This window comes from Catenuloplanes japonicus, assembly GCF_000717135.1.
Lineage (GTDB): Bacteria > Actinomycetota > Actinomycetes > Mycobacteriales > Micromonosporaceae > Catenuloplanes > Catenuloplanes japonicus.
Genome location: NZ_JNXY01000122.1, coordinates 1 through 213, shown reverse-complemented (window position 1 = coordinate 213; position 213 = coordinate 1). Strand labels below are relative to the sequence as shown.

Below are 213 nucleotides of genomic sequence, written 5' to 3'. Positions count from 1 at the left end.
AAGGTCCCGGCGGGGATTCCGCAGGAGGACGTGCCGTCCTACATCCGGGAGCGCGTCCAGAGTCACGTCGTCAACACGGTTCCGCTCACGGTCAACCCGCTGGGATACACGGCGGAGAACACGGTCAGCACGATCAGCGGTCAGCAGACCAGTCGTTCGGTGATTCTGGCCAGTGGTCTCGGTCAGCCGGTGCACAAGTTCACGATCGACATG

Annotated in this window: 1 protein-coding gene; it reads left to right on the top strand. The window is 62.9% G+C overall.

Annotated features, from left to right (window positions below; translation table 11 throughout):
* A partial coding sequence (locus OP04_RS55305; RefSeq protein ID WP_033346833.1) for a hypothetical protein occupies positions 1 to 213 on the top strand: 213 nt, incomplete at both ends.